The organism is Synergistaceae bacterium (assembly GCA_012521675.1).
In the GTDB taxonomy this organism is placed as follows: domain Bacteria; phylum Synergistota; class Synergistia; order Synergistales; family Aminobacteriaceae; genus JAAYLU01.
Map to the genome: position 1 here is coordinate 1 of JAAYLU010000073.1, position 19261 is coordinate 19261.

At 64.0% G+C, this 19261-nt stretch carries 20 protein-coding genes; 18 read left to right on the plus strand and 2 right to left on the minus strand.

Annotated elements, in window-relative coordinates; genetic code table 11:
* Positions 1-541, plus strand: a 541-nt coding sequence (locus tag GX181_07415; protein NLM71769.1) for a flavodoxin family protein, incomplete at its 5' end; no start/stop codon positions are given.
* Positions 522-1238, plus strand: coding sequence for an NAD(P)H-dependent oxidoreductase (locus GX181_07420; GenBank protein ID NLM71770.1), 717 nt, complete (start codon positions 522-524; stop codon positions 1236-1238). The genes GX181_07415 and GX181_07420, both read left to right, overlap by 20 nt.
* 15 nt (positions 1239-1253) lie before the next feature.
* On the opposite strand, the gene GX181_07425 is transcribed toward GX181_07420, so the two are convergent.
* The gene (locus GX181_07425; protein NLM71771.1) at positions 1254-1580 is read right to left on the minus strand and encodes a cupin domain-containing protein; all 327 of its coding nucleotides are present in this window, start codon (positions 1578-1580) and stop codon (positions 1254-1256) included.
* Between the two features lie 232 nt (positions 1581-1812).
* Here GX181_07425 and GX181_07430 point away from each other — a divergent pair, with 232 nt between their 5' ends.
* Genes GX181_07430 through lptB form a run of 4 tightly spaced genes read left to right on the plus strand, consistent with a single transcriptional unit; the run spans position 1813 to position 5812 of the window.
* Complete coding sequence (locus GX181_07430) at positions 1813-2859, plus strand: threonine synthase (GenBank protein NLM71772.1); 1047 nt, start codon at positions 1813-1815, stop codon at positions 2857-2859.
* A complete protein-coding gene (gene thrB / locus GX181_07435) occupies positions 2856-4313 on the plus strand; it encodes a homoserine kinase (protein NLM71773.1) in 1458 nt (485 codons plus the stop codon). Before GX181_07430 ends, thrB begins: the two co-directional genes overlap by 4 nt.
* Positions 4314-4355: 42 nt before the next feature.
* Entirely contained in the window at positions 4356-5090 is a 735-nt protein-coding gene (locus tag GX181_07440) for an LPS export ABC transporter periplasmic protein LptC (protein NLM71774.1), read from the plus strand.
* On the plus strand, positions 5087-5812 hold the full coding sequence (lptB, locus tag GX181_07445) for an LPS export ABC transporter ATP-binding protein (protein ID NLM71775.1): 726 nt from the start codon (positions 5087-5089) through the stop codon (positions 5810-5812). Before GX181_07440 ends, lptB begins: the two co-directional genes overlap by 4 nt.
* Here lptB and GX181_07450 read toward each other — a convergent pair.
* Positions 5797-6267, minus strand: a complete 471-nt coding sequence (locus tag GX181_07450; GenBank protein ID NLM71776.1) for a hydrogenase maturation protease — start codon at positions 6265-6267, stop codon at positions 5797-5799. The genes lptB and GX181_07450 overlap by 16 nt on opposite strands.
* Before the next feature lie 71 nt (positions 6268-6338).
* On the opposite strand from GX181_07450, the gene murJ reads away from it, so the two are divergent.
* From murJ to GX181_07510, 12 genes are all read left to right on the plus strand, one after another.
* Positions 6339-7883, plus strand: coding sequence for a murein biosynthesis integral membrane protein MurJ (gene murJ / locus GX181_07455; GenBank protein NLM71777.1), 1545 nt, complete (start codon positions 6339-6341; stop codon positions 7881-7883).
* A gap of 20 nt (positions 7884-7903) precedes the next feature.
* On the plus strand, positions 7904-8431 hold the full coding sequence (locus tag GX181_07460; protein ID NLM71778.1) for a hypothetical protein: 528 nt from the start codon (positions 7904-7906) through the stop codon (positions 8429-8431).
* A complete protein-coding gene (gene tsaD / locus GX181_07465; protein ID NLM71779.1) occupies positions 8428-9453 on the plus strand; it encodes a tRNA (adenosine(37)-N6)-threonylcarbamoyltransferase complex transferase subunit TsaD in 1026 nt (341 codons plus the stop codon). Before GX181_07460 ends, tsaD begins: the two co-directional genes overlap by 4 nt.
* A 196-nt stretch (positions 9454-9649) precedes the next feature.
* Positions 9650-9940, plus strand: coding sequence for a co-chaperone GroES (locus GX181_07470; protein NLM71780.1), 291 nt, complete (start codon positions 9650-9652; stop codon positions 9938-9940).
* Positions 9941-9969: 29 nt separating this feature from the next.
* On the plus strand, positions 9970-11607 hold the full coding sequence (groL, locus tag GX181_07475) for a chaperonin GroEL (GenBank protein ID NLM71781.1): 1638 nt from the start codon (positions 9970-9972) through the stop codon (positions 11605-11607).
* 173 nt (positions 11608-11780) lie between these two features.
* Positions 11781-13298, plus strand: coding sequence for a sugar ABC transporter ATP-binding protein (locus GX181_07480; protein NLM71782.1), 1518 nt, complete (start codon positions 11781-11783; stop codon positions 13296-13298).
* Between the two features lie 85 nt (positions 13299-13383).
* Positions 13384-14352: an ABC transporter permease gene (locus tag GX181_07485; GenBank protein NLM71783.1), complete on the plus strand. Its 969-nt coding sequence runs from the start codon at positions 13384-13386 to the stop codon at positions 14350-14352.
* A gap of 94 nt (positions 14353-14446) precedes the next feature.
* Positions 14447-15352: a substrate-binding domain-containing protein gene (locus GX181_07490; protein NLM71784.1), complete on the plus strand. Its 906-nt coding sequence runs from the start codon at positions 14447-14449 to the stop codon at positions 15350-15352.
* A gap of 90 nt (positions 15353-15442) precedes the next feature.
* A complete protein-coding gene (locus GX181_07495) occupies positions 15443-16432 on the plus strand; it encodes an ROK family protein (GenBank protein ID NLM71785.1) in 990 nt (329 codons plus the stop codon).
* 17 nt (positions 16433-16449) lie between these two features.
* Positions 16450-17076 (plus strand): SIS domain-containing protein, encoded by a 627-nt coding sequence (locus tag GX181_07500; protein NLM71786.1) that lies wholly within the window; start codon positions 16450-16452, stop codon positions 17074-17076.
* A gap of 16 nt (positions 17077-17092) precedes the next feature.
* The gene (locus GX181_07505) at positions 17093-18097 is read left to right on the plus strand and encodes a class I mannose-6-phosphate isomerase (protein ID NLM71787.1); all 1005 of its coding nucleotides are present in this window, start codon (positions 17093-17095) and stop codon (positions 18095-18097) included.
* A gap of 70 nt (positions 18098-18167) precedes the next feature.
* Positions 18168-19261 (plus strand): GMP synthase (glutamine-hydrolyzing) (locus tag GX181_07510; GenBank protein ID NLM71788.1); only part of this gene is annotated, 1094 nt, incomplete at its 3' end.

Consider the following 19261-nt stretch of genomic DNA (forward strand, 5'->3'; position numbering starts at 1 on the left):
GAAGCAGCCCGTGCAGGGGTGGACCACCCTCTCCCTGAGGATCACCGTCTCTACCTCGTGGTCCGCCGCGGCCGCGGCGGACCACGAGGTAGAGACGGTGATCCTCAGGGAGAGGGTGGTCCACCCCTGCACGGGCTGCTTCTCCTGCTGGCTGAGGACCCCGGGCCTGTGCATTTACGACGACGACCACGCGGAGATACTGCGCTCATTCCTGAACTCGAACGTAGTTCTGTTCGCCTCCCCCTTGGTAGCCGGCTTCTATACCTCACTGCTGAAGACGACGATCGACCGGCTCATCCCGCTGGTGCTCCCCTACATCGAGTACGCCAAGGGCGAGTGCCGTCACCCGTTCCGCTACGGACGCCCGTCGCCCTCGTTCGGATTTCTGTACGACCCCGAGGAGGACACGGACCAGGAGGACGTGGGGATAGTGTCGGGATCGTTTGAGCGCTCCGCGAGGAACATGAACACCAGGCTGCTCTTCACCCGTCCGCTCAGCGACGATCCGCAGGAGGTATGCCATGCTTTTGAACGTGTTTAACTGCTCGCCGCGCGGCGTTGGGAGCAATACAAAGGTCCTGACGGACGCCTTCTCCGAGGGCTTTCTACAGGCGCGTCACTCGTCCGGCGAGGTGAACGAGGTGCGCGAGTTCCTCGTGACGGACCCGGAGGACTGTGCTCTCGGGTTGGAGGCGTTTCCCATGCCCTCGTCGGCCCTGATCGCCTTTCCGCTGTACGTGGACGCGATGCCGGCGATCGCGAAGGCCTTTATCGAGGACATATACTCCTACAGGGGGCGTTGCGGATCCACCAGGATGCTCTTTTTGGTCCAGTCGGGCTTCCCGGAGGAGACTCACACCAGGGTCATGAAAGATTACCTCGAGAAGTTGGCGAAGCGCATGGGCGCCCCCTGCGACGGAGTCATCCGCATGGGTGGAGGGGAGGCCATAAGATATAAGAGGCGCGGATCGAAGCCGGGAAAGGTCTGGCAGCGCTACCAGGAGCTCGGCAGGATCTACGGCGAGAAGGGCCTGCTCGACGAGGGAATTTTGAAGAGTTTGGCGGGGGTGAGGCGAGTGCCTCTTCTCGCGAGGTTGTTTGCCCCCCGCTTCGTTAACAAGTTCCTGTGGGACAGGGAGCTGAAGCGCAACGGGGCGTACGAAAATCGCTTCGACAGGCCGCTGGAGGATGTGGCCCAAGGGCCCCGGCTGGAGGGGGGCTCCCGTCCAGCCGGGTAAAAGGGCCGATTCTTGCTACTGGTTTTTGAAGTCCTCCCTGACGGGGCAGAAGATGTCCACCGCCACGCAGTCCTCGTGGGCGAAGCCCCTGTGGGTCTCCCCGCCGGGAAAGACCACTCCCTGACCCGGGGAGAGGGTCACGCTGCTCCCTCCTGCGTGAAGCTCCAGCTTTCCCGAGAGCAACAGGGTGATCTGCTCGTGCGGGTGGGAGTGCTCCTCCAGCTCGGTGCCCGCGGCAATCTCCCAGTGCGCCAGGGTTGCTCGCTCCGAGTGGACGAACTTGCCGACGAAGCCGGGCCTTCCGGTGAAGGGCTCGATGGTTCCCATGTCGAATGGTCTCATTGCACACACATCTCCTCTTCGTTCTCCTCCGGGCGGCGAGGATCCATTGACACTTCCCCGGGCCGAAGGTATAAGATATTATACCTGTTGGATGATAGTATAGAAAGACGGCTTAGGGAAGAGTGCCTCAGTTCGCGTCGGGGCGCGCGGTGATCGGTAGTGAGAGTGACGAACCCGCATCGTCTCCAGTGATGGAGGGTGCGGGCTTTTTATGCATACGGGAGTGATCGTGATGGTAAAGGGCATTCTTCAAGCTTACGGCAAGTACCTGCCGCTGACGGAGGGCACGCCGACACTCTCCCTCTGCGAGGGGGGGACTCCGCTCGTCTCGGTGCGCAACCTGGGCGAGGAGCTGTCGGTGGAGCTGTTCGCCAAGTACGAGGGGCTGAACCCGACCGGCTCCTTCAAGGACCGCGGGATGGTTCTGGCTGTGGCGAAGGCGGTCGAGGAGGGGGCGAAGGCCGTGATATGCGCCTCCACCGGGAACACCTCCGCGTCGGCGGCAGCCTACGCGGCCGCGGCGGGGATTCCATGCTTCGTGCTGCTTCCCGCGGGTGCCGTTGCGCTGGGCAAGCTCGCCCAGGCGATGATCTACGGCGCGAGGGTCCTGGCTGTACGGGGAAACTTCGACAGGGCCCTGGAGATGGCCCGCGAGGGTGCCGAACGAGCCGGGTACGCAATAGTGAACTCGGTCAACCCCTACAGGCTGATGGGGCAGAGGAGCGCCGCGTGGGAGATATGCGACGAGCTGGGCGAGCCGCCGGACCGGCTGGTACTGCCGGTCGGCAACGCGGGCAACATCAGCGCTTACTGCGCGGGCTTCGAGTTCTACAGGGAGCTGGGCCTGATTGAAAGACTCCCCAAGCTCGTCGGTGTGCAGGCGGAGGGTGCAGCGCCCCTGGTGACCGGTCGGGAGTTCGACGAACCGGAGACAGTGGCCACGGCGATCCGTATTGGCAGACCGGTCGGCGCGGAGACGGCGCGAAGGGCCGTGGAGGTCACGCAGGGGCGATTCATGGCCGTCTCGGACGACGAGATACTGGACGCCCAGAGGCTGCTGGCCTCGTCGGACGGGCTATTTGCCGAGCCTGCGTCGTGCGCCCCCCTTGCGGGGCTTCTTAAGCTCAAGAGGGGCGGGGAGCTGCCGCCCGGGCTGAGGGTCGTCATGGTTCTGACGGGGAACGGCCTGAAGGACCCGGACTCCGCCAGGTCGCGCGCCAACCCCCCGCAGGAGATTGACGGGACCTTCGATGCCCTCGCGGAGGCGATAGGCCTGTGATACTGCTTCGCGTCAAGGTCCCTTCGTCAAGCGCCAACCTGGGATCGGGCTTCGACACGGTCGGTCTGGCCCTGACCCTGTACAACTACTTCGACGTGCTGGAGGTGCTGCCCGAGGGGCGGTACGAGGTAGACGTCGTCGGAGAGGGAGCGAACATAGCCGGCGACGGCGTGAAGAACAGGGTCGTGGAGAGCTACGAGAGGGCCTGCAGGGAGTGGGGTTTGGCCCCTCCGGGCCTGAGGCTGCGGACGATGAACGCCATCCCCTTCAAGCGCGGCCTGGGTAGCTCTTCGACCGCCGTAGTCGGCGGGGTGGCGATAGCGAACGAGCTGCGCGAGAGGCCCCTGCGCAGGGAGGAGCTCCTGCCGCTGATGGTCTCGATGGAGGGTCACCCGGACAACGTCGTCCCCTGCTGCCTGGGCGGGATGGTCGTCAGCTGCTGGGACGGGTCTGAGCTGAGGTTCGTCAAGCTCCCCCCCATGCCCTCCGATATGCTGGCGGTGGTGGCTGTTCCCGCCGTCGAGCTTGGCACGGACGAGGCGCGCCGCGCCCTTCCCCGGCATGTCCCGATGAAGGACGCGGTGTATAATGTGAGCCGGTCGGCGCTTCTGGCGGCCTCCTGGGCTACGGGAGACTGGGATAACCTTGGCTGGGCCATGGACGACAAGCTGCACCAGCCCTTCAGGGCCAGGCTCTTCCCCGGCGGCGAGGCGATCCTCGACGAGGTTCGCGGCATTCCTCAGTGCGCCGGGGTGGCGATCAGCGGCTCCGGACCGAGCATGCTTGCGTTCGCGCGGACCGAGCCTCACAGGGTGGCGGAGCTGATGTGCTCGGTGTTCTCCCGGTTCGGTGTCAGATCGCGCTTCTTCGTGCTGGCGTCGGACGCAGCCGGCTACACAGTGAGCAGGAACGTCGGCTGCTCTCAGATATTCCGTCCGTTGAGGAGGAGGGATGATCTCTCTATGGCTTATGGACTCGATAGCTCCGGGCGTCGCATGGTCGACCGGGTGGTGTCCGACCGTGACGTGGCGAAGATTGCGGTGCTGGGCGTGCCTGATGTCCCTGGCGTGGCCGCTCGGCTCTTCTCCGACCTGGCCTCGGCCGGGGTCGGGGCGGAGATGATAGTGCAGAGCGTCATGAGGGGGCAGATGAACGACATCGCCTTCATAGTGAAGCGGAGCCTGCTCGGCGAGGCCATGACGATATGCAGGGCCTACGCGGACGACATGGGTGCCCAGGGTGTGACCTTCGACACGGAGGTGGCGAAGGTCGCGCTGACGGGAGAGAACCTGGCGGGCTGCCCGGAGATCCCGTCGCAGATGTTCTCGGTGCTCGCCGGCGGCCGGATAAACATCGACATGATCGCCGCGGCCTCGACCGTGATAGCCTGCATCGTGACCTCGGGCGACCTCGAGGAGGCTATAGAGGCCCTGTCGCGGGAATTTCTGCGCTGAGCCGACGGAGGCTCTTCGCAGCTACTTACTGGAGGGATCCCCATGAGACTTTTCCGTCTGCCCGGAGCGTTTTTTATCCTCGTCATCTGCCTCGGCGCTTCGTTTGCCCAGGAGGTGAAGATGACCGCGGACTCGATGGAGTACGACTCGGCCAGCGGGTACTTCACCGCCTCCGGAGGCGTGACCATCGCGAGGGAGGGGCTGACCGCCACGGCCGCCAAGGCCGAGGGGAATATGAACGAGGGCAGGGTGGATCTGATAGGCGACGTTCGCATCTCCGGGGAGTGGGAAGGGGAGAGCATCGACGTAAAGGGACAGGTGTTCACCGGCTACCTGGTCGCGCCGACTGGCTTCACCCTCAAGGGAACCGTCTCCGGCGAATGGGGGAACAGGAGCATCGAGGCGCAGGAGCTGGAGGTCCGAGGGGACAAGTTCTCCGTTACGGGGCTGGCCCGCTACACCGACTCGTCCGAGGGGTACTCATTCTCATGCCGAGACGCCGAGGGTCTTCTTAAGGACGGGTCGATAACGGAGTTCACCGGCAAGGGGGCCTTCCGACTTCTCTCTTCGCCCGGGATGGGCGCGCTCACGGAGATCCGGGGCGACAGGGCGATCTACTCGAAGGCCAGGGGGACAATAGTCGTGCACGGCAACGTGACGGCGGTCCAGGACGGGCGCTCGCTGGCGTCGGACTCGCTGGTCTTCTTCACGGGCAAGGGAAGGATAGAGGCGACCGGCAGCCCTCGGCTCGTCTTCAAGATAGGCGAGGGGAAATGAAGGGGGAACTCTCCGCGCGCGGTCTCTGCAAATCTTACAAGGGCAGGACGGTCGTCTCGTCCGCCGATCTCGACGTCAAGATGGGCGAGGTCGTCGGCCTCCTGGGGCCGAACGGCGCGGGAAAGACCACCTCCTTCTACATGATCGTCGGCCTGGTGAAGCCGGACGCGGGGGTCGTAAGCATCGGATCGCGCGATCTTACGGACCTGCCCGTCTACCGGAGAGCCAGGCTGGGCGTCGGCTATCTGCCGCAGGAGGCCTCCGTCTTTCGCAGCCTGACCGTGAGGGAGAACATAGAGCTTGTGCTACAGGAGAACCCGCCGCCCGGCGAGACCCCGGCGACCGTGGCCGATCGTCTCATAGAGGACTTCGGGCTGCAGAGGATAGCGAACGTCCGGGGCTACTCCCTCAGCGGAGGGGAGAGGCGAAGGGTGGAGATAGCCAGGAGCCTCGCAATCCTGCCGGACTTCCTGCTGCTGGACGAGCCGTTCAGCGGCATCGACCCGATAGCGGTCTACGACATACAGCAGATAATCCTCGGGCTCCGGGGCAAGGGATACGGCATACTCCTGACCGACCACAACGTGCGCGACACACTGGCGATAACCGACAAGGCCTACCTGATCCACCAGGGCAAAATAGTGGTCAAGGGTCCCCCCGACGAGGTTGCCGAGAGCGAGGTGGCGCGCAGGTTTTACCTGGGGGATCAGTTCTCCTGGTAGGGCTCGATCTCGCCCCACCGCCCCTCCCTCAGCAGGCGGGCGAGCAGGTCGACGGAGCGGGAGGCGGCTTGGGACAGCCCCTCGCCGAGGCCGCGCTCCGCGGGCTGGATTCCTATGACAACCAGGTCGATATCGCCGATCAGAGGCGCCAGTATCATCGACAGGGGGACGCCGTGAGAGTTGAACAGGGAATCGGGAAGGTCCTCCGCGGCCAGCCTTCGGATCGCGCCTGCCTGCAGCCCCATGTCGGAGGCGTCGACTACGATGAGCAGTGGTTTTTCGTCGCCCTCGCTCAGCCTCAGCAGGGGCGCGGCGTAGTTCTCCGGCGTGACGCCGCAGTCCACCGCGTCGATGCCCTCCGCGGGCGACTCCGACAGAAGGCGATAGAGCGCCGGCCCGACGCCGTCGTCCCGGAGCAGCGGATTCCCGACGCACCAGAGAACGGTTTTTCGCATAAGTCGAAGCTCTCCTTTCACGGGGAGGACGAATCAAGGGGGCCTGTCACTTGACCGGATCCACACAGACAATGGTGCGCCACGCCCTGACAATGATGCTGGGAACACTTGCCAGCAGGGTGCTCGGCCTAGTGCGCGAGATAGTCACGGCCGCGTGGTTCGGCGCGTCCGGCGCGCTGGATGCCTTCAACGTCTCCTTCACCCTCGCCAACCTGGCCCGGCAGCTGCTGGCCGAGGGGGCTCTGTCGGCGTCGTTCGTCCCGGTATTCTCACGTACTTTGGCCTCCAAGGGCAGGGAGAGCGCTGCCCGGCTTGCAAGGCAGGCCCTCTCCGTGCTGCTGGCGGTCACAATCGTCGCGGTGGTCGCCGGAGTGATACTCTCACCCCTCTTGGTGAAGATTATGGCCCCCGGCTTCGATCCTGTCAAAGCCGAGCTGGCGGTCTCAATGACTAGGTGGATGTTCCCCTTCCTGCTCTTCGTCTCCCTCGCGGCCCTGGCCATGGGAGTGCTGAACAGCATGGGCTCCTTCATGATCCCGGCTCTCGCGCCCGCGCTGAGCAACCTGGTGTATATCGTCATAGTCGCGTTCGCCCCGATTTTCTACGGCGTGTGGGGCCTGGTGGTCGCGGTGCTCGCCGGAGGGGCGTGCCAGTTCGTACTCCAGTGGTTCTGGTCGGCCCGGAAGGGCGTGGTGCTGACACCTATGCGCCCCGACCTGGACGACCCCGACCTGGGGCGGATGCTCGCCCTCTTCCTGCCGTACGCGGCGGGGCTGTCTCTTAACCAGGTCAACCCGGTGATAAGCAGGATGCTCGCCTCCTTCCTGGAGGAGGGATCGATATCCGTGCTCAACTACGCCAACAGGGTCATTCAGCTTCCCCTCGGGATATTCGTCATAGCCATATCCCAGGCGGTTCTCCCGCAACTCTCCAAGTGCCCGACCGACGATCCGTCGGAGTTCCGCGGCATCATGCGCGACTCGCTGCGCTTCACCCTGTTCGTGGTCTTCCCCGCCACTCTGGGGCTTGTGATGGCTTCAAGCGAGATAGTCCACCTGCTCTTCGTCAGAGGGGCCTTCGGAGAATGGGCATGGAGAGGGACGGCGCACTCGCTGTCCATGTACTCGCTGGGCCTGCCGGGAATGGCCCTGTCCACCGTGGCGATGCGCGGGCTGTACGCTAGGAGCATGCCTCGCGCTGCGATGATCGTGACTCTGACCAGCGTCGCCGGAACCCTCGCCTTCTCCCTGGCCCTGATGAGGCCCATGTCCTTCGGCGGGCTGGCCCTCGCTACGTCCCTGGCCTTCACCCTGTCGGGATGGGCGGGAATACGAATGCTTTCGTCGGCCACCGGGGGGTCGTTCGGGGTCTTCTCCCTGTCATGGTCGGGGAGGATGCTCCTGTCCCTCTCAGTTACCGCCGTCCTGGTGCTCCTATGGAGACGTGTCTTCCCGTACTCCCCGGCGTTCGCGGGAGGCGCCAGGGCAGCCTGGGTAGGGGGGCTGTTCTGTTTCGCGGCTTTGGGGTACTCTGTTGCGACGGTGGCGCTGCGCTTCCAAGAGTGGCGCTGGCTCTTCGCCGCCGCCGGGGTGAAAAGAGACGGGCGGGATCGATGAAAAATGTGGAGGTGTAAGTCATGCACATGCGCAGAGTAGCTGTATTCATACTGGTCGCCGCTCTTTTCGCGGCCTCCGCGTCGTTCGCCGGGGAGTTCGAGTCCCTGTTGGAGAGCAGGAGCGCGGCCTTCTGGTACGAGGGAGAGGCGCTCGGAGACCTGATAATAGGCGCAAGGGCACAGTTCACATTTATCTACGTGGACGGACCCCTCTCCCGTGCCATCGTGAAGGATCAGGACGCGCCAGACTGGCTGAGGGAGAACGTCTACTTCTTTGGGGGCAAGGAGACGAAGAAGAAGGGGCTGTTCGTTATCCGCTTTCACACGAGGAAGAGCCTCGACCTGGACCTGTCGATGATAGTGATAGGCGACCACCGAGTGACGCAGAAGGACGTGCTGACGAACCCGGCATATACCCCGCTCGGGGCCCTGCCCCCCGGCTTCACCGGCGACTTCGCGGTGGCTGTGCCGCTCGAGTCCGTGAAGGGCGCCTCCAGAAGGGTGTCCGTGGGCGAATACGGCGCGGACTTGGAGTTCGCGATCAAATGAACTCGGCCGAGTCGTTCCTGACCCTCGGCATGGAGAGCAGCTGCGATGACACTGCTGTCGCCGTGCTGCGCGGCCCGCGCAAGGTTGAATCGGAGCTGCTCTCCAGCCAGATAGACGACCACGCCCCGTTCGGAGGAGTGGTGCCGGAGTTCGCCGCCCGCAGGCACCTCGAGGCCTTCCTTCCACTCACGAAGGAGGCGCTTCGACGCGCCGGGGTGAGCAATCCTCGAGAGGAGATCGGCCTGGTGGCCGTGACTTCCGGCCCGGGACTCATGGGGTCGCTGCTGGTCGGGGTCATGGCCGCGAAGGCGCTGGCCTTGGCGTGGGATATACCCCTTATAGGCGTCAACCACCTGGAGGGGCATATCTTCGCAAACGTCGTGTCGTATCCCGATCTCGCCCCTCCTTTTCTGTGCATGATAGTCTCGGGCGGGCACACTGAGATCGTCCTGGCGAAGGGCTTCGGCGAGTACCTCATGCTGGGGGGCACCCGCGACGACGCGGCGGGCGAGGCCTACGACAAGGTCGCCAAGGCGCTGGGCCTTCCATACCCGGGCGGCCCGGTAGTCGACAGGCTCGCATCCGGGGGAGACCCCCGCTCATTCGACTTCCCCGTCCCTCTGAAGGGAAGCTCCGAGATAGAGTTCAGCTTTAGCGGGCTGAAGACGGCCGCGATAACCCGTATTAAAAAGATGGAGAAAGCAGGGGTTGAAGTGCCGGTCGAGGACTTCTGCGCGTCGTTCCAGCGTGCCGTCACGGAGGCCCTGATGAACAAGCTGCGCCTGGCCTCGCGCCGTACGGGGATACGGACCGTCTCCATCTCCGGGGGAGTGGCGGCGAACAGCGCCCTGAGGGCCGCCCTGCGGAACGAGAGGAGATGGAGGGTATGCATTCCTCCCAGGGACAGATGCACCGACAACGCCGTTATGATAGCCGCGGCCGGGTACGCCGCCTTCCTCAGGGGTGAGAGATCCAGTCTCGACCTCGCGCCGGATCCGTCGTGGGAGATATGGAAGAAGTAGCGGTTTAACGAAAACTTTAGTAAACGGAAGGAATATCGTCCTTTCACCCATAATATGCCAGATATTCGGGACTATCCCTCCTTAATCACTCTTGAGAAACAGGGCTCACATCTTTATTATTTACTACGGTCAATTTAGCACTCGACGGTAGTGAGTGCTAGCATTTCGTAAAACAATCTTTAGGAGGGGTATGCAAATGAACCTGAGACCGCTTGGAGACAGACTTGTTGTCAAGGTACTGCATAACGAGGAGAAGACCAAGGGCGGGATAGTCCTTCCGGACACCGCAAAGGAGAAGCCGACCGAGGGAGAGGTCATGGCCGTCGGCACGGGCAAGGTGCTTGAGAACGGGCAGAAACTTCCGCTTGAGGTCAAGGTCGGCGATCGCATCATCTTCAGTAAGTACGCCGGCACCGAGGTCAAGCTGGACGGCGAGGAGTACGTCATCTTCAGCGAGCGCGACGTCCTGGCCATCATAGACAAGTAGAAGCCCGAATATCTAGGAGGTAAAAGACAATGGCAAAGATTCTTATTTTCGGAGAAGAAGCCCGCCGCGCGATGCTCCGCGGTATCGATACAGTCGCCGACACGGTCAGCGTCACCCTCGGCCCCAAGGGCCGCAACGTGGTGCTGGAGAAGAAGTTCGGCTCCCCCACCATCACCAACGATGGCGTTAACATCGCCAAGGAGATCGACCTCGAGGACGTGTACGAGAACACCGGCGCTCAGCTCCTCAAGGAAGTGGCGTCCAAGACCAACGATATAGCGGGCGACGGCACCACCACGGCGACCGTCTTCGCTCGCGCCATCATCGCCGAGGGCATGAAGAACGTGGCCGCCGGCGCTAACGGAATGCTGATGCGCTCCGGCATCGAGAGGGCGATCGACCTGGTCGTCGACGAGCTCAGGAAGAAGGCCATCCCTGTCAAGGACCGCGACAAGATCGCCCAGGTCGCGGCCATCTCAGCCAACGACAGGGCTGTCGGACAGCTCATCGCAGAGGCGATGGACAAGGTCGGCGAGGACGGGGTCATCACCGTCGAGGACAGCCAGACCGTCGGCACTACCCTCGAGATGGTCGAGGGGCTTCAGTTCGACAAGGGCTACATCAGCCCCTACATGGTCACCGATCCCGAGAGGATGGAGGTTGCGCTCGACGACGCCTACATACTCATCCACGACGGCAAGATCAGCAACATCAAGGACCTGCTTCCCACCCTTGAGAAGGTCGTCCAGACCGGCAAGCCTCTGCTCATCATCGCGGAGGACGTCGAGGGAGAGGCGCTGGCGACGCTGGTAGTCAACAAGCTGCGCGGCGTGATGCAGGTGGCCGCGGTAAAGGCCCCCGGATTCGGCGACCGTCGCAAGGCCATGCTGCAGGACATCGCCATCGTCACCGGCGGCCAGGTGGTCAGCGAGGAGATAGGCATCAAGCTCGAGAGCGCCGAGATCTCCATGCTCGGCAAGGCCAAGAAGGTCCGCATAACCAAGGAGGAGACCACCATAGTCGAGGGAGCGGGCGACTCCGACGAGATCCGCAAGCGCTCCGCCCAGATAAAGAAGGAGATCGAGGACTCCACCTCCGAGTACGACAAGGAGAAGCTGCAGGAGCGCCTTGCGAAGCTGGTCGGCGGCGTGGCCGTGATCCAGGTGGGTTCGGCGACCGAGACGGAGCAGAAGGAGCTCAAGCACCGCATAGAGGACGCGCTCAACGCGACCCGCGCTGCGGTGGAGGAGGGGATAGTGGCGGGCGGCGGGGTGGCCCCGATCAACTGCGTGGAGGCCCTTGAGAAGTTCGTCAACACCCTGCAGAGCGACGAGCGCACCGGTGCCGTGACAGTGCTCAAGGCCCTGACGTCCCCCCTGCACCTCATCGCGCATAACGCAGGCTACCAGGGCGACGTCGTGGTGGAGAAGGTCAGGAGCCTGACCGTTGGATACGGGCTGAACGCAGTCACCGGAGAGTACGTGGACATGATCGACGCCGGGATCATCGACCCGGTGAAGGTCACCCGCAGCGCACTGCAGAACGCGGGCTCGATCGCAGCTATGGTCCTGACCACCGAGGCGATAGTCGCCGACAAGCCCGAGAAGAAGGATCCCGGGATGCCCGGCGGCATGGGCGGAATGGGCGGCATGGGGGACATGTACTAGGCCCCGGCCCGAGTCAGCACGTAACGAGACAGATAAGAAAGGCCCGCGGAGGCAAGCTCCGGGGGCCTTTTTTTCGGGCGGCGAACATGCTACAATAGTCAAAGAATCGTACGGGCGGCCCCGGCTGCCAGGGGCGAAAAATGTTTCTGTTGAGTGGCATCCGGAGGTGCGGTGTGTCGCAGAACATTGTCGAGCTTGAGCGGGTGAGCAAGTCGTTCGCCGGGATAAGGGCGCTGGACGGAGTGTCGCTGACACTCGGAAGGGGCGAGGTCCTCGCGCTGCTTGGCGAGAACGGCGCCGGAAAGTCCACGCTGATGAAGATCCTGGGTGGCATATACACGAGGGACGCCGGCACGATCCGCGTGTTCGGCACCGAGATCGACGTGATGACTCCCAGGAGGGCAAAGGAGCTCGGGATCGCGATAATCCACCAGGAGCTCAACATGTGCTCGCACCTCACGGTCGCGGAGAACATCTTCCTCGGAAGGGAGCTGACCCGCTCCGGTCTGCTCCACGACCGCCCGATGCGCGAGCAGGCAGGTGAGATCCTCTCCCGCCTGAACATAGACATACATCCGGATACAGTAGTAGGGACCCTCCCGATATCGAAGCAGCAGATGGTGGAGATAGCCAAGGCTCTCTCCACCGACGCGAAGATACTGATCATGGACGAGCCCACGTCCGCCCTGACCTCCAAGGAAATCTCCGATCTCTTTCATATAATCCGCTCCCTGCGCGACCAGGGGCGCGGGATAATCTACATCTCCCACCGACTGGAGGAGCTGGCGCACATAGTGGACCGGGTGCTCATTCTACGCGACGGAAGGTACATAACGGAGAGCAGGTTCGAGGACACCACCATGGCCGAGATTATCGCCAACATGGTCGGTCGCGAGATAAAGGAGAAGTTCCCGAGGATAGAGTCATCCCCGGGCAGGACCATACTTAGCGTCAGGGGGCTGAACGCCGGCAGGCAGGTCCGCGACGTCAGCTTCGACCTGCGCGAGGGTGAGATAGTCGGGGTGGCCGGGCTGATGGGCGCCGGCAGGACGGAGATGACTAGGGCCCTGTTCGGCGCGGACCCGAAGGATAGCGGGGAGGTAACGCTGGAAGGCGAGCCCGTCCGGATAGAGAGGCCCATGGACGCGATAGAGGCCGGGCTGGTGCTGGTGCCGGAGGACAGGAAGAACGACGGCCTGTGCACCAAGCTCAGCATAAGGGAGAACGTCGCCCTGCCGAACCTTGACATGCTGAAGGGGCCACTCTCGACGGTGGACCGGCGGCGCGAAGGGGAAATGGTCAAGCGAGCGGTGGACGACCTTTCAATAAGGCTGTCCGATCCGGATCAGAGCGCGGAGAGCCTGTCCGGGGGCAACCAGCAGAAGGTGGTGGTGGGCAAGTGGCTCGCCCGCAGCTTCCGGGTAGCCCTGTTCGACGAGCCCACAAGGGGGATAGACGTCGCGGCCAAGGCGGAGATCTACCACCTGATGAACGACCTGAAACGGAAGGGGCTGGGCGTTCTGTTCATCTCGTCCGAGATGCCGGAGATACTCGGCATAGCGGACAGGATATTAGTTATGTGCGACGGCAGGATCACCGGGGAGATGCCGGCGGAGGAGGCCACGCAGGAGAAGATCCTGGAGCTGGCTACGAGCTTCGAGGACAAGTTCGGCGCGGCCGCCGGGGACTGATCATTCATCGCGGGGAGAGATTGAATTGAGAACGAACGAGACGGGCGGCCTTTCCCGGGCGCTCCACGCGCTGACGGCCAGGGGGATGGGGCAGGTGCTGACTGCGGCCGTAGGCCTGGCGGTCATGTGCGCGGTCTTCGGGTTCCTGAACCCGGTCTTCTTCTCCGGCAGGAACGTCGGCAACCTGCTGAGGCAGATAGCGCCCATCCTTCTGATAGGAATAGGGCAGTCCTACGTGCTGATCACCGGCAACATCGACCTATCGATAGGTTCCGTCACGGGGATGAGCTGCATGCTGTCGGCGACCCTTATGACCAAGGGGATGAACCCCTGGGTCTCGGCGGCGGTCACGGTCTTCTGCTGCCTCCTGGTGGGGGTGCTCAACGGTGGGCTGGTGGCGAAGTTCAACCTGCCTCCCTTCATCGCCACACTCGGCACGATGACGATAGCGCGCGGCATCGCACAGATAGTGAACAATAACTACAACACAGACTCGATAGGGCAGGCGGCGGAGGGCTTCCGCAACTTCTTCTACTACGGCAGGCTGGGAGGGGTGTTCAACACCATCTGGATAGCCGCAGCCCTCTGGTTCGCCTTCAACTTCTTGCTTTCGCGGACGAGGCTCGGCCGACACATCTACGCCACCGGCAGCAACAAGGAGGCCGCTCGGCTGTCGGGGGTCGACGTGTTCCGCACCACCACGGCGGCCTACATGGTCAGCTCCTTCTGCTCGTGCGTGGTCGGGCTGATCGTGTGCGCCACCAGCGGCATGGGGACGATGGACGCCGGCAACATGTACGAGCTGTACGCGGTGGCGGCGTCCGTCATAGGAGGGGTCAGCACCCTGGGAGGACAGGGGCTGCTGCTCGGAACCGTCATGGGAGCTTCGATCTGGGGAGTGCTCCAGAACGGGCTCCAGTTCGCCGGGGCCCCGGTGGCGATACGCAACATAGTGATAGGAGCGATAGTGGTGGTATCCGTCCTGCTCGACGTGATAGTCAGGAGCGGAAGGCGCCGCAGAAAGAGGGACGCGGGAGAGGGGGCGAAGGCTTAGGGAAGTCCCCGGGAGAGGGCGCCTGGGTTTTGCGCGGCCCTCCGGTCGGGCGGGGGCCGGTCTTCAGCATCACGCATACCAAGGAGGGGTAAACATGAGAAAGTTCATAGCGCTGTTCATGGGCTGCCTGCTTCTCGCAGGGCTTTTCGCGGGAGCGGCGGCGGCCGAGAATCACAAGGTGTACCTGATCACGATGGACCAGATGGATCAGCACTGGGTCACGGTGAACGCCGGTGCCGAGAAGGCGGTGGCGGAGCTAGGCAACATAGACTTCAAGTGGCTCGCCCCGGACGTGAAGGACGACGCCAAGCAGATCGAGGCCGTCAACAACGCGGTCGCTGCGGGCGCCGAGGTTCTGCTGGTGGCGGCCAACGGCCCCACGGCGATCAGCTCGGCGCTCAAGGAGGCATCCGAGGCCGGCGTCAAGATCATCTACGTTGACTCACCCGCGGACTTCCCCGCGATCCAGACCCTGGCGACCGACAACGAGGCCGCCGGCAACACCGCGGGCAAGGAGATGCTCAAGGCGCTCGAGGCAGCGGGAGTGACCGAAGGAGACATAGGCATAGTCAACGTCAACGCTGCGACCGCCTCGACAGTCGCACGCGAGAAGGGCTTCCGCGCGGCCTTCGAGGGGACCGGGTTCAACATACTGGAGACCCAGTACTGCGACGGCGACGCAGCTCGCGCGAAGGACATAGCATCCAACTACATCACCCAGGGGTGCGTGGGAGTGTTCGGCGCCAACGAGGGCTCGACCGTCGGCACAGGCAACGCGATACAGGAGGCCGGCGGCGAGGTCATAGGAGTGGGCTTCGACAAGTCGAACATGATACTCGAACTCATCAGGAACGGGCACCTTGTCTGCACCATGGCGCAGAACCCGGACGTCATGGGCTACGAGGGCGTCAAGGCGGCCGCCAGGGCGCTTGCAGGCGAGCCCGCCGGGGCGGACTACGTGGACACCGGTGTCTCCGTCCTGACCAAGGACAACCTTTAAGTCGGGCCGACAGGCCTGTCCCTGGACAGACGACGGCTCTCGTCCGCTGGCGGGAGCCGTCTTTTAATCGGGGCCGCGGGAGGTGAGATGATGCACTTTGTCGGGGTCGACATAGGCGGGACGAAGTGTGCGGCGAGCCTTGGAGAGGCCTCCGGGGGCGAGCTGAGGGTGCTGCACAGGGCTGTCCCGCGACGGACGGCCGGGAGGGCGCCGAAGGAGATGCTGGGCGGCCTGCTGGAGGACGTGAGAGAGTGCCTGGCCCGACTGCCTGGCGGTGCTTCGGCCTCCGGCATAGGCATAAGCTGCGGAGGTCCGCTCGACAGTCGGAAGGGGCTGATACTCTCTCCGCCGAACCTGCCCGGGTGGGACAGGGTAGATGCGGTCGGGTGGTTCGGAAGGGGAACGGGACTTCCTGCCTGGCTGTGCAACGACGCGGACGCCGGAGCGCTCGCCGAGTGGCGGTACGGGGCGGGCAGGGGGTGCCGCGACATGGTCTTCATCACGTGCGGCACGGGCTTCGGCGCGGGGCTCATACTGAACGGCGGGCTCTACGAAGGGTCGAGCGGTGCGGCCGGGGAGATAGGGCACGTGCGCGCCGAGATGCACGGGCCGACAGGGTACGGAAAAATAGGCTCGTACGAGGGCTTCTGCAGCGGGGGCGGCATCGCGCAGATCGCCCGAACCCTGGCGCTGAGGGAGATCCAGACGGGAAGGCCCCCGTCCTTCTGTCGCACCCCGCATGAGCTCGAGGGGATCACGGCCGAGTCGGTCGCAGGAGCGGCATACGAAGGGGACAGAGTGGCGGTCGAGGTGTTCTCCCTGTCGGGGGAGGTCCTGGGCAGGGCTCTGGCGGTGTTGATCGACCTGTTCAACCCGGAGAGGATTGTGATAGGGGGCGTCTTCGCTCGCTGCCGCGACCTTCTCTGGCCCGCCGCGGAGAGGGCGATAAAACTGGAGGCTCTTCCGGGGTCGGCAGCGGCCTGCGAGGTCCTGCCGGCGGAGCTGTCGGAGTCGATAGGGGACATGGCTGCGCTGGCAGTGGCGGAGTACCGTTCGAGCAAGGGAGGCGGCGAGAGGTGAAAGAGCGCACCGAGAGGATGGCAAGGGAGCTTTTCGCCCCCGGGGGGGAGCTCGAATCCCTGCGCGACGACGTCTTGAGCGCGGCTGAGATCATCACCGGCGCTTTTAGGCGCGGTGGAAAGCTGCTCGTCTGCGGCAACGGCGGGAGTTGGGCCGACGGCGAGCACATAGTAGGCGAGCTGATGAAGGGCTTCATGCTCAAACGGCCTCTCCTCGGCGCGGACAGGTCGGAACTGTCGCGGCTGTGGGGGAGAGAGGGAGAGGAGATCGCAGACGAGCTCCAGGGGGCGCTGCCCGCAATATCGCTCGGGAGCTGCGGTGCGCTGCTCACGGCTTTCGCCAACGACGCCGACGGCAGGTACGTCTTCGCGCAGCAGGTGATAGGGTATGCCGTTCCGGGCGACGTCGTGATGGGTATTAGCACTTCAGGCGACGCGGAGAACGTGCGATTCGCCCTCATGGCAGCGAAAAGCCGGGGGGCGGCGGCTATCGCCCTCACGGGACGTACCGGCGGAAGGCTCGCTGAAGTCGCGGACTGTTGCGTGCGAGCTCCGGACGACAGGACCTTCAGGGTGCAGGAGCACCACGTCAGGATCTATCACTTTCTTTGCGCTTACGCCGAGTCGGAGCTATTCGACGAGTGAGCGGCCGGAGGAGGACATGAGCATGTTCAGACTGAAGCCTGTCTTCAAGGACTACCTGTGGGGAGGGGAGAGGCTGAAGGAGCTGTTCGGCAAGCGTACCGACGTATCGCCTCTCGCGGAGAGCTGGGAGCTGGCCGCACACCCTGACGGAGACTGCACCGTGGCCGACGGCCCGCTGGCGGGTGCTCCGTTGTCCGAATACCTGCGCCGATTCCCGGGGGCGCTGGGAAGTCGCGTTCCGGAAGGCGACGGACTTCCGGTGCTGATAAAGCTGATAGACGCTCGCGAGCCCCTGTCGGTGCAGGTGCACCCTTGCGACGAGTATGCGGCTCGGGTCGAGGGCGGGCGGGGCAAGACCGAGATGTGGTGCGTGCTGGACAGGACTCCCGGGGCCTTCCTCTACTGCGGCTTCCAGCGAGCGACAGAGCTGGACGAGGTCCGGGCCCGAATCGCGGACGGAACGCTCGACCAAGTTTTGCACAGGGTCTACGTGGAGCCGGGCGACGTCGTCTTCATACCCGCGGGAACGGTGCACGCCATCGGGGCCGGGATAGTGCTGGCCGAGATACAGCAGAGCTCCAACACCACCTACAGGATGTTTGACTACGGCAGGAGGGGCCCGGACGGCAAACAGCGCCCTCTGCACGTCGAAAGGGCCCTTGACGTGGCGACCCTCGGCCCGGCCGATATCGAGCCACCGGGGCGCGAAGGGCCTAGGACGCTGCCGGGTGGAACGATCGAGCGGTTGACCTCGTGCCCATTCTTCACGGTGGACCTGCTGGCCCTGGACGGTGTGGCTAGTCTTGCCTTGGAGGACGCCTCGTTCCTGTCAGTGCTGTGCCTTGAGGGTGGCGCGACACTGTTGCGCGGCGACGGGAGAATGGAGGTCGCGAAGGGTGACAGCCTCTTCATCCCGGCGGGGGAAGGGGAGCTGATCATGGACGGGGCGGGATCCCTGCTGCTGACAGGGGCGGGGCATGACCCGCGCGATCCGGAAGTGGAGCGAACAGGCTCTTTCTGATAAGATACGCATGAGGGCGAGGGCGTGCTTAACGGCCCGAGCCCTATTTTTTTTCAGGAGGAAAGGTCGCTTGAAGAGTGTCGTCATACTTGATTGCGGTTCCCGCTTCGCACAGCTCGTGGCAAGAAGGGTGAGGGAGCTGAAGGTCCACAGCGAGGTGCTGCCGTGGGATTCACCGATTGAAAGGATCATGGAGGCGTCGCCCTGCTCTGTGGTGATCTCGGGGGAGATGGGCGCGGAGGACGATGTCCCCACGGTCGCGTCGGAGGTCTTCGACCTCGGCGTACCGATTCTGGGTATCGGACCCGGGATGCACCTGGTAAACAGGCGCTTCGGAGGATCGTCCTCCGATAAGGGGGCTGAACGGGGAGGAGCGTCGGTCGTCCTAAAGGAGGGCTCCCCGCTCTTCGCAGGACTATCCGAGCCCTTCGACGCCCCGACGAGCGGCGGCCGGGTGGAAAAGCTAGCGCCGGGGTTCCGGGCCATTGCGCATAAGGCGGACGAGCCGGTTGCGATCGAGGACCGGGACAGGCGGGCATGGGGCGTGGCCTTCCATCCCGAGGCGGCGCGGGCGCAATTCGGGATGCAGATCCTGTCCAACTTCCTGTTCGGCATCGCCGGATGCGACGCCGACTGGGACCTCGGCGCCTGGATCGAGAGGAAGATTGACGAGATTCGCGGGGCCACAGGCTCGGACAGGGTCATCTGCGGCCTGTCGGGAGGCGTCGACTCGACTGTTGCGGCGGTGCTGACCTCGCGCGCGATCGGCGACAGGCTTAAGTGCATCTTCGTCGACCACGGCCTGCTTCGGCTGAACGAGGCCGCGAAGGTGCTTGATATGTACGGCGTGCTCGACCTCGACGTGCGGCACGTGGACGCTTCGGCGGAGTTCCTCGGGGCCCTCGCCGGTGTGACGGACCCGGAGCGCAAGCGAAAGATAATCGGTGAGAGGTTCGTCCGGGTCTTCGAGTCGGAGGCGGGGAAGATAGAGGGGGCGAGATGGCTGCTCCAGGGCACGATCTACCCGGACGTCATCGAGAGCGGCGGCAAGGGCAAGGGTTCGTCGTTGGTGAAGAGCCATCATAACGTTGGCGGCCTGCCGGAGGACATGAAGCTGCGCGTGCTGGAGCCGCTGCGCGACCTGTTCAAGGACGAGGTGCGAAC

Bases quoted from the DNA above. Each gene is read 5' to 3' on its own strand.
- GX181_07420 (NLM71770.1), top strand. From the start codon at position 522: ATGCTTTTGAACGTGTTTAACTGCTCGCCGCGCGGCGTTGGGAGCAAT.
- GX181_07425 (NLM71771.1), bottom strand. From the start codon at position 1,580: ATGAGACCATTCGACATGGGAACCATCGAGCCCTTCACCGGAAGGCCC.
- GX181_07430 (NLM71772.1), top strand. From the start codon at position 1,813: ATGGTAAAGGGCATTCTTCAAGCTTACGGCAAGTACCTGCCGCTGACG.
- GX181_07440 (NLM71774.1), top strand. From the start codon at position 4,356: ATGAGACTTTTCCGTCTGCCCGGAGCGTTTTTTATCCTCGTCATCTGC.
- lptB (NLM71775.1), top strand. From the start codon at position 5,087: ATGAAGGGGGAACTCTCCGCGCGCGGTCTCTGCAAATCTTACAAGGGC.
- GX181_07450 (NLM71776.1), bottom strand. From the start codon at position 6,267: ATGCGAAAAACCGTTCTCTGGTGCGTCGGGAATCCGCTGCTCCGGGAC.
- murJ (NLM71777.1), top strand. From the start codon at position 6,339: ATGGTGCGCCACGCCCTGACAATGATGCTGGGAACACTTGCCAGCAGG.
- GX181_07460 (NLM71778.1), top strand. From the start codon at position 7,904: ATGCACATGCGCAGAGTAGCTGTATTCATACTGGTCGCCGCTCTTTTC.
- tsaD (NLM71779.1), top strand. From the start codon at position 8,428: ATGAACTCGGCCGAGTCGTTCCTGACCCTCGGCATGGAGAGCAGCTGC.
- GX181_07470 (NLM71780.1), top strand. From the start codon at position 9,650: ATGAACCTGAGACCGCTTGGAGACAGACTTGTTGTCAAGGTACTGCAT.
- groL (NLM71781.1), top strand. From the start codon at position 9,970: ATGGCAAAGATTCTTATTTTCGGAGAAGAAGCCCGCCGCGCGATGCTC.
- GX181_07485 (NLM71783.1), top strand. From the start codon at position 13,384: ATGGGGCAGGTGCTGACTGCGGCCGTAGGCCTGGCGGTCATGTGCGCG.
- GX181_07490 (NLM71784.1), top strand. From the start codon at position 14,447: ATGAGAAAGTTCATAGCGCTGTTCATGGGCTGCCTGCTTCTCGCAGGG.
- GX181_07495 (NLM71785.1), top strand. From the start codon at position 15,443: ATGCACTTTGTCGGGGTCGACATAGGCGGGACGAAGTGTGCGGCGAGC.
- GX181_07500 (NLM71786.1), top strand. From the start codon at position 16,450: ATGGCAAGGGAGCTTTTCGCCCCCGGGGGGGAGCTCGAATCCCTGCGC.
- GX181_07505 (NLM71787.1), top strand. From the start codon at position 17,093: ATGAGCATGTTCAGACTGAAGCCTGTCTTCAAGGACTACCTGTGGGGA.